Source organism: Pacificibacter sp. (genome assembly GCF_039769035.1).
GTDB lineage: Bacteria > Pseudomonadota > Alphaproteobacteria > Rhodobacterales > Rhodobacteraceae > Celeribacter.
Genome location: NZ_JBDMZG010000210.1, coordinates 1 through 7,508, shown reverse-complemented (window position 1 = coordinate 7,508; position 7,508 = coordinate 1). Strand labels below are relative to the sequence as shown.

10 protein-coding genes are annotated in these 7,508 nt (G+C 52.4%); 5 read left to right on the top strand and 5 right to left on the bottom strand.

Features of this window, described 5'->3' with window-relative positions; translation table 11 throughout:
• The 5 genes from ABF287_RS16825 to ABF287_RS16805 all read right to left on the bottom strand — a co-directional run.
• Nucleotides 1-906 (bottom strand): hypothetical protein (locus ABF287_RS16825; RefSeq protein ID WP_347186154.1); only part of this gene is annotated, 906 nt, incomplete at its 3' end.
• On the bottom strand, nt 903-1,772 hold the full coding sequence (gene motA, locus ABF287_RS16820; protein WP_347186153.1) for a flagellar motor stator protein MotA: 870 nt from the start codon (nt 1,770-1,772) through the stop codon (nt 903-905). The genes ABF287_RS16825 and motA, both read right to left, overlap by 4 nt.
• Nucleotides 1,773-1,844: 72 nt before the next feature.
• Entirely contained in the window at nt 1,845-2,453 is a 609-nt protein-coding gene (locus tag ABF287_RS16815) for a hypothetical protein (RefSeq protein ID WP_347186152.1), read from the bottom strand.
• On the bottom strand, nt 2,450-2,854 hold the full coding sequence (locus ABF287_RS16810; RefSeq protein ID WP_347186151.1) for a hypothetical protein: 405 nt from the start codon (nt 2,852-2,854) through the stop codon (nt 2,450-2,452). The genes ABF287_RS16815 and ABF287_RS16810 overlap by 4 nt, the downstream gene beginning before the upstream one ends.
• A gap of 9 nt (nt 2,855-2,863) precedes the next feature.
• The gene (locus ABF287_RS16805; RefSeq protein WP_347186150.1) at nt 2,864-3,364 is read right to left on the bottom strand and encodes a flagellar basal body-associated FliL family protein; all 501 of its coding nucleotides are present in this window, start codon (nt 3,362-3,364) and stop codon (nt 2,864-2,866) included.
• 128 nt (nt 3,365-3,492) lie between these two features.
• Between ABF287_RS16805 and fliF the strand changes: the two genes are divergently transcribed.
• The 5 genes from fliF to ABF287_RS16780 form a co-directional block, all read left to right on the top strand.
• Nucleotides 3,493-5,151, top strand: coding sequence for a flagellar basal-body MS-ring/collar protein FliF (gene fliF, locus ABF287_RS16800; protein WP_347186149.1), 1,659 nt, complete (start codon nt 3,493-3,495; stop codon nt 5,149-5,151).
• A complete protein-coding gene (locus ABF287_RS16795) occupies nt 5,148-5,777 on the top strand; it encodes a flagellar biosynthesis protein (RefSeq protein WP_347186148.1) in 630 nt (209 codons plus the stop codon). The genes fliF and ABF287_RS16795 overlap by 4 nt, the downstream gene beginning before the upstream one ends.
• A complete protein-coding gene (locus ABF287_RS16790; protein WP_347186147.1) occupies nt 5,770-6,054 on the top strand; it encodes a FliM/FliN family flagellar motor switch protein in 285 nt (94 codons plus the stop codon). The genes ABF287_RS16795 and ABF287_RS16790 overlap by 8 nt, the downstream gene beginning before the upstream one ends.
• Nucleotides 6,055-6,121: 67 nt before the next feature.
• A complete protein-coding gene (gene fliP, locus ABF287_RS16785) occupies nt 6,122-6,796 on the top strand; it encodes a flagellar type III secretion system pore protein FliP (protein WP_347186155.1) in 675 nt (224 codons plus the stop codon).
• A 269-nt stretch (nt 6,797-7,065) separates the two neighbouring features.
• The coding region (locus tag ABF287_RS16780) for an FHIPEP family type III secretion protein (protein ID WP_347186146.1) at nt 7,066-7,508 on the top strand (443 nt) is incomplete at its 3' end.

The window sequence follows — 7,508 nt, the reverse complement described above, 5'->3', positions numbered from 1 at the left end:
GTCAAATGCGGTTTCTTCGCTAGATGCATTCGCGGCGGGTGCGATGTCTCGATCGATGGCAGTTTGCACCCGCAGGTGCGTGCTGATTTTGGGTTTTGGAGCTTCTGGAATGACTGGCAGGGGCGGCAAAGGCTGCGATGTTTGAACCGTTTCCAACTGGGCACGTGCCTCGACGGCTTTGTCTTTTTCAGGCAGATCGGCCTCAAGCAACCCTTGTGTTGCGGCGCGGCTGATCTGATCGATCAGAACTTGCTCCATCTTCAAGACGCGAGCGTTTGGAACGTTGAGCGTTTGAAGGGGGGAGGTCTTTTGGTCCATCTGTGCACCAAGGTCCAATTCGACGGGTTCTTCGACTGCGAATGAAGGCGCAACGGACTTCTCTGGAGTGGCGTTCAACGCAAAAGGATCAATGACGGGTGACCGAAAAAAAGGTTTGGCGTCTTTCAATCTAAAAGGATCGCCAAAAGCGATTGCATCCGCCGTGCGCGCACTGGCGACGACTTGTTCCGGTGCCGTTTTATTTGGCTGTTCGAACTGTGAATTGAGCGGTGGCGGGCCGTCTTTGATGTCAATGACAACGCGCCCTTTTCGCAGTTCAAAAGCATCTGCATGAAACCCTTTGCGCGTGAAAATTTTCAATGCGTTTTTTGCGGAGTTTTCAACGCGTGAAATACGTGTTTTGGGGATGAATTTGAACACTTGGTCGACGTCATATTCAAACTCGCCAAGCTTTGCCTCAAGGGTATAGCCGCCGTCGAATGCTGTCACTGTCCAATCCTGCGCGTCTGGGAATTGCACAACAAGACGTGAAAAGTCTGCGTGCTCTCCGGATCTTACAGCGAGCACATCTGCAAGAAGCACATTGGGAAGAAATGTGGCCATGAATATGAAAAACGATCGAATCATGCGACGTCCGATTTCACACCTTTGAGTGCGTCTTCTAGGTCAGAGAAGCTTGGGCGGTAGTGACCGGGGGTATTTTGCCGACCGACCTCGATACATATATTTGTCGCGTGGTTGTGCAGGTTTGCGACGAGGACTTCGCGGATGAGTTGGTAAAAATGTGCGTCTTCTTCAATGACAGACTTCATTTTTGCGGCGAATGGGCCTGCAAAACCATAGGCCAAAAACACGCCCAAAAAAGTCCCCACAAGAGCGCCCCCAATCATTTTGCCCAAAATTTCGGGTGGCTGATCAATCGAGGCCATTGTTTTGATAACCCCTAGAACCGCTGCAACGATCCCGAGGGCTGGCAGACCATCGCCAATGGCCGCCATCGCATGAGAGGAATGAAGGGCATGGTGGAGGTTGGCATCGGTGCGTTTTTCGAGAATTTCTTCAACTTGATGGGGATCATCGTAGTTCATTGAGGCGGAGCGAAGCGTGTCACATGTCAGCGCGACAGCCTCTTTGTCCGCAAGGATCTTTGGGTATTTGCTAAAGATGGACGAGCTTTCCGGCGCTTCGATATGTTCCTCTAGGCCGACGGGGTTTTGCCGTGCCAAACGGATAAGCTCAAACAGCAAACACAGAAGGTCTTTGTAGTCTTCTGGTTTCCATTTGGGCCCTTTGAACACCTTGCCCATGTCCTTCAGGGTGTGTTTGATGCCCGCCATATCGTTTGAAATCACAAAGGCGCCCGCCGCTGCGCCACCGATCATCATGAACTCAAACGGCAAGGCTTTTAAGATGAGACCCATCTTACCGCCTGCAGCAATGTATCCCCCGAAGACCATTGCAAAAATAATGAGTATACCGACGATGCCGATCATAGTGAGCGCCCCTGTTTAATTCGCGTTTGCACCCTGTAGAGTTGCCATGTTTAGGTTAATAATTGCCTGATTTTACTCACGCGGGACGTTTGCATTTCGACCCGCCAAAATGACGGAAATTGTATAAGCCGCTTCCGGATCCAGACCTGCAAGGACGGCGGCGGCAGCTTCGGAACGCATGCGGCTCAAGAAGCCTGCTGCAAATTCCGGCGCCATTTTTTCGAACAGTGCTGCGGCGTCTTTGGGCTTCATGTTTTCATAAACATCCGTCAATTTTGCCAAATCGTCTTGTGCTGCGGTGCTTGCCACAGACATGGTCGTCGCCAAGCGCGCCTCAGCGTTTTGCAGGGCCACAATATTCTTCTCGAATTCTGCCCGCGCCAACTCTAAGGCCTTCATTTTCTTGGCAACGACGCTTTCTTCTTCGGCGATACGAGCTTCGCGTTTTTGCAGACTTTCAAATAGGATTGCTGTTTCAGTATCGGGCACACACAAACCGGTATCCCCGTCGGGAACAGTCGATTCTTCTGTGCTGAGTTGAGAAATTTCACGGGCAATGGCCGCCCCTGTTCCGGACAACAAGCGTGCAGCGGACGACATTGCAAATACGGCCGCCAAAATCAGTAAGGCTCCGCGCCCTGGGCTGCGTCGTTTTTGGGGTTTGGGTGTCTTGCGTGTCATTCTGCGGCCTCAACCTGTGGGCGTCTGCTAAAAAACAACGCGTCAGCGCGTTCTTCGTCTTGCTCCGTCGAAGAAGCGGCGGGCGTTTCTGATGTTTCGGCCGTGTTGTCTTGTTGCGTTGGCAAGTCATGCATAGACGCCATCAACAGTTCGAGGCGCTTCGCCGCGTCTTCGGCCCGCAAGGTTAATTCTTCGAGTTTCACTGCCGATCCCGCAGCTGTCTTTTGGGCTTTGGTAAGGGTTTTCGTCATATCATCGACCTGTGCAGACAAGACGGCGATCGCGCCCCCCATGCCTTTTTCAAGGTCGGTAAAACGGCTGAGACGTCGCGCCAATACGATGCAGTAAACCGCGACACACAGTGTACCAATAATCATTAAGATGTCCGCGATGAGCGTCATATCCAACTCCTAAGTAATGACGAATTCCATGATCAGCAGGTCTTTTACGCGCCCAGAGCCCGTGACGATTTGCAGCCTCCGAAGCATCTGTGTGCGCAATCGAATCAACGCTGAGGGGCTTTCGAGTTCAGAGACATCCACGGCTCTTAAATACCCGTTCAGAACATCAACGATGCGGGGCAGAAGGGCTTCCACTTCTTTGCTGTAGGCCGAAGGGACCTCAATCTGTGCTTGAAATCTAAGGTGTCGACTGCCGCTGCCTGTGCCCACCAAATTGATGACGAGCGGCGCAATCGGCACATAGGCAACATCGGGCAAAGGCTCCATCGGTTCGTCGACATGCGCCGCTTGTTCGTCATGGGCAGGCGCGTGCGCAGGGGCGAAAAGCAGACCTGTATAGACGGCAAAAAAGCCGCCACCGCCAAGAATCAGCATTAAGCCGACACCAAGTATAAGCGGCAGCTTTGACTTCTTCTTAGGTACTTCTTCGAGCTGCTCTTCATCAGCCATGTGATCGTCCACCAATTTCTTCGATGATTCTGTTTTAACCTGAAGGTAGCTAACCGATTGTTAAGGCTGTTCGATCAATCTTTGGACAACGACGGGGGCAGAAGCCCACATATCCAAGGAGTGACGTCTTGCAGCAGATTCTAAACGTGTGGTTCGGTTTGGACCCTAGACGCCGAATTATCGTGGTCGGCGCGACCCTCTTTATGTTTGCGGCAATTATCGGTCTGTCGCGGCTTGCCACCTCGCCTAGCATGACGCTGTTGTACTCTGGGTTGGACGCGAGCACGGCGGGTGACGTTGTGAAAACGCTTGAGACCCGCGGCGTCGCTTATGATATTCGCGGCGGATCCATCTTTGTGCCAAATACGCAAAGAGACGAATTGCGGATGACGCTCGCCTCGGAAGGTCTGCCTGCGAATTCGTCCAGTGGATATGAGCTTCTTGATTCGTTGACGGGGTTTGGCACAACGTCGCAAATGTTCGATGCCGCATATTGGCGCGCAAAAGAGGGCGAATTGGCGCGTACAATTGTGTCCTCGGCTCAAATTCAAACCGCGCGTGTTCACATCGCCAATCCTTCGTCCCAACCGTTCAAACGCCAAATCGCTGCCACAGCGTCGGTGACGGTTACGGCCAATTCGGGGCGTATTTCTGGTGAGCGCGCGAAAGCCCTGAAATATCTGGTGGCGTCAGCCGTCGCTGGGCTTTCCGCAGAAGATGTTGCCGTTATCGATGGACGCAGTGGCGCGGTTATTTCGGGTGACGATCACATGTCCGGCGCCGCGCAAGGCACGGATCGCGAAAAAGAACTTAAGCAAAATATTGAACACCTTCTTGAGGCGCGCGTTGGTGTTGGTCGCGCAATTGTTGAGGTTTCTGTCGAAAATGAAACCGATCATGAAACAATCGTTGAAACCAAGTTTGACCCTGAAGGCCGCGTCGCAATCAGCTCGGAGATTGAGGAAAATACGACGTCCTCATCCGATCGTGGTGGCAACGCGGTGACGGTTGCTTCCAACTTGCCAGCAGGGGATGGCGCACAAACTGGAGAGGCCAGTTCGAACAACAGTACAACCCGGGAGCGCATTAACTATGAAGTCTCTGAAATGCGCAGAGAACTGCAACGTAGTCCTGGCGCGATCAAACGACTGACTGTGGCCGTTTTGGTTGATGGTATTCGCACGGAAAATGCTGACACGCAGGCCGCTGAGTGGCAGCCACGCACAGATTCTGAACTTGCAGCCTTGCGCGAATTGGTCGCCTCTGTCGTTGGGTTTGACGAGGCGCGCGGAGACGTCATCACTATCAAAACCATGGAATTTCAACCCGTTGTTGCGGAAGGCACTGTCGTGCAAAGCGCGCTTTTCCCAACAGCGGATCTTAATATCATGACCATTATTCAGCTCGCGTTTTTGGCTTTGGTGGCGTTGGTCTTGGGGCTGTTTGTTGTGCGTCCTATCTTTGCCACGGCGCCCGCCGCACTGCCTGCGCCAGCTTTGGGTTTGGCTGCCCCTGAGGCACCGCAAACGCTTCAGGCGGCTCAAACGAATACGGCCGCTTTGGCGCAAATCGGAACTTCCGAGCCCGCTCTCACTGGAGAAATCGAAAGTGGAGAATTCAATTTACCAACGTTGGGAGTCGCCTCTGATTTTGACGCAGAAGGGGGCGCGCGCGAGGCGTCGGCAGACCCAGTAACGCGGCTGAAAGCGCTCATTGAAGAACGCCAAGAGGAAACCGTTGAAATTCTGCGCGGCTGGATGGATCAAAAAGCGGAGGACGTTCTGTGACACAACTTTTGCAACTTGAAGACTTTGGCGCTGCAATCAGACACCACGGCATCGGTCACGATTTCGGCGCGGAGCCCGATGCCCCACCAGCACCCACACCTGCGGAAATCGAGGCCATAAAACTCACCACATATGAGCAAGGCTACAAAGCAGGATGGGATGACGCGGAGCAAAGTGTTTCGGACCAAAGCACCCACATCGGTGCGGAATTTGCGCGCAATATCCAAGACTTGGGCTTCACATTCTATGAAGCCAAGACCCACGTGATGAAGTCGCTTGAACCCTTGTTGATCGAGATCGTTTCAAAGGTCTTGCCGCGCTTGATTTCCGAAACACTCGGGCAAACGATCTTGGAAGAACTGCTGCCCTTTGCCGAAGAATTGTCAGATGCGCCGCTTCAAATCGTCGTCGCCCCCTCTGGTCGGAGCGTTATTGAAGGTTTGGTTGACGCTTCCTTAACCATTCCAATGGACATCATAGAGGAGCCCTCGCTCGCGGAAGGCCAAGTGTATCTGCGCATGGGGGCGATCGAAAAAAAGATCGATATGGACAGCGCGATCGAGCGCATAGCCAAGGCAATTGCGTCGATTTACGTTCTGAATGAAGAGGCGATACAAAATGGATGAGACACTCGACCTGAAACAAGGTTCGCAAAACCCGTTCACCAACGTGCCGATTGAAATCACCATTTCCGTTGGCCGCGCGCGCCCTTTGATCAAAGATTTACTTAGCCTGCAAAATGACAGTGTCCTGCCATTGGATCGCAAGATCGAAGACCCTGTCGAGCTCTATATTGGTGACAAGCTGATCGCGCGTGGCGAATTACAAGAATTGGACGGTGAAAATGCGGGACAGCTCGCGGTGCGGTTAACCGAGGTTTCCGATCTCCAAAGCGGGTTGTAGAGCATTGCGCATAATTCCAGCAGTCATTGTCTTCGTGGCATTAACCCTAATCTGGGCCCAACCCACGATGGCGCAAGACCTGTCGATTTCGTTCGGCGACAACGGATCGCTCGCCAATCGGTCTATCCAATTGATGCTTGTCATTACCGTGCTCAGCCTCGTTCCGGGGCTGGCTGTCATGGTGACGTGTTTTCCTTTTATTGTGACGGTTCTGTCGATTTTGCGCCAAGCCTTGGGGTTGCAACAGGCCCCGCCAAATATGCTTATCGTCAGCTTGGCTTTGTTTTTGACCTACTTTGTAATGGAACCCGTCTTTGACCAAAGTTGGAGCGCAGGCGTTCAGCCCTTGATCGACGGCACTATTGATGTCGAGACCGCGTTTCCATTGGTTATGGATCCGTTTCGCGGCTTTATGTCGAGTCGAATTGATTCTGACACTTTTGAACATCTGGCGGCCCTGCGCCCCGATATGGTTGGCTTAGAAACACCTGTTGAAGAGGCATCGCTTTCCGTTTTGGTCCCGTCTTTCTTGCTGTCCGAAATTGAACGCGCATTTCAAATCGGGTTTTTGGTCTTTTTGCCGTTTCTCATTATTGATTTGGTCGTCGCGGCGATTTTGATGTCGATGGGGATGATGATGGTGCCGCCAGCGGTCGTCTCAATGCCGTTCAAGCTTGCATTTTTTGTCGTGTCCGACGGTTGGTCACTTCTCTCCAGTGCATTGGTGCGCAGCTATTTTTGATAGGGCCTTTTCGGCTGCGCGCATGAAACCAAGTCGCTGATATTCAGACAATTTTCTGAAACTTGGTTACGTCTTGTAAACCATGCGCCGCTTATCCTGAAAGTCACTCAGGCAAGAAATGCAGCAGCTATGAAATCACCCAAATTCGAATGCGCACAGTTAGAAGCATACCCGCGCAGCGGCATGCAAATGGCTTGGTCGAAGCATGATGAACCAGCCCGAGTGATCACCAAAAACGCAGGACCAGCACAGCAAAGCAAGGGCGCAAGATGAACTTAAGTCTTGGATCTATTTTTCGGCCAACAATCTTGCTGGCGCTGGCCCTGATGGCTGTCATCGTGATGATGATTTTGCCCGTTCCAGCATGGGTTTTGGATGTTGGATTGGCCGCCAGCTTTGCGCTCGCGATTTTGATCTTTACGGTCACACTCTTCATCGAACGCCCCTTGGATTTTTCTGTTTTCCCAACAGTGCTTTTGGCCAGTTTGATGCTGCGCCTGTCTTTGAATGTCTCCTCCACAAAATTGATCATCGGCCAAGGTCACACTGGCACCAGTGCGGCGGGCAATGTCATTGAAGGTTTTGCCAGTTTCGTCATGAGTGGATCGGTTCTTTTGGGACTGGTCGTCTTCATTGTTTTGTTGATCGTTAATTTTATGGTCATCACCAAAGGCGCTGGGCGCATGGCCGAAGTCGGTGCGCGTTTCGCGCT

Coding starts and splice junctions, on each gene's coding strand:
- ABF287_RS16810 (WP_347186151.1), bottom strand. CDS start 2,854: ATGACGCTCATCGCGGACATCTTAATGATTATTGGTACACTGTGTGTC.
- ABF287_RS16815 (WP_347186152.1), bottom strand. CDS start 2,453: ATGACACGCAAGACACCCAAACCCCAAAAACGACGCAGCCCAGGGCGC.
- ABF287_RS16790 (WP_347186147.1), top strand. CDS start 5,770: ATGGATGAGACACTCGACCTGAAACAAGGTTCGCAAAACCCGTTCACC.
- fliP (WP_347186155.1), top strand. CDS start 6,122: ATGGCGCAAGACCTGTCGATTTCGTTCGGCGACAACGGATCGCTCGCC.
- motA (WP_347186153.1), bottom strand. CDS start 1,772: ATGATCGGCATCGTCGGTATACTCATTATTTTTGCAATGGTCTTCGGG.
- ABF287_RS16805 (WP_347186150.1), bottom strand. CDS start 3,364: ATGGCTGATGAAGAGCAGCTCGAAGAAGTACCTAAGAAGAAGTCAAAG.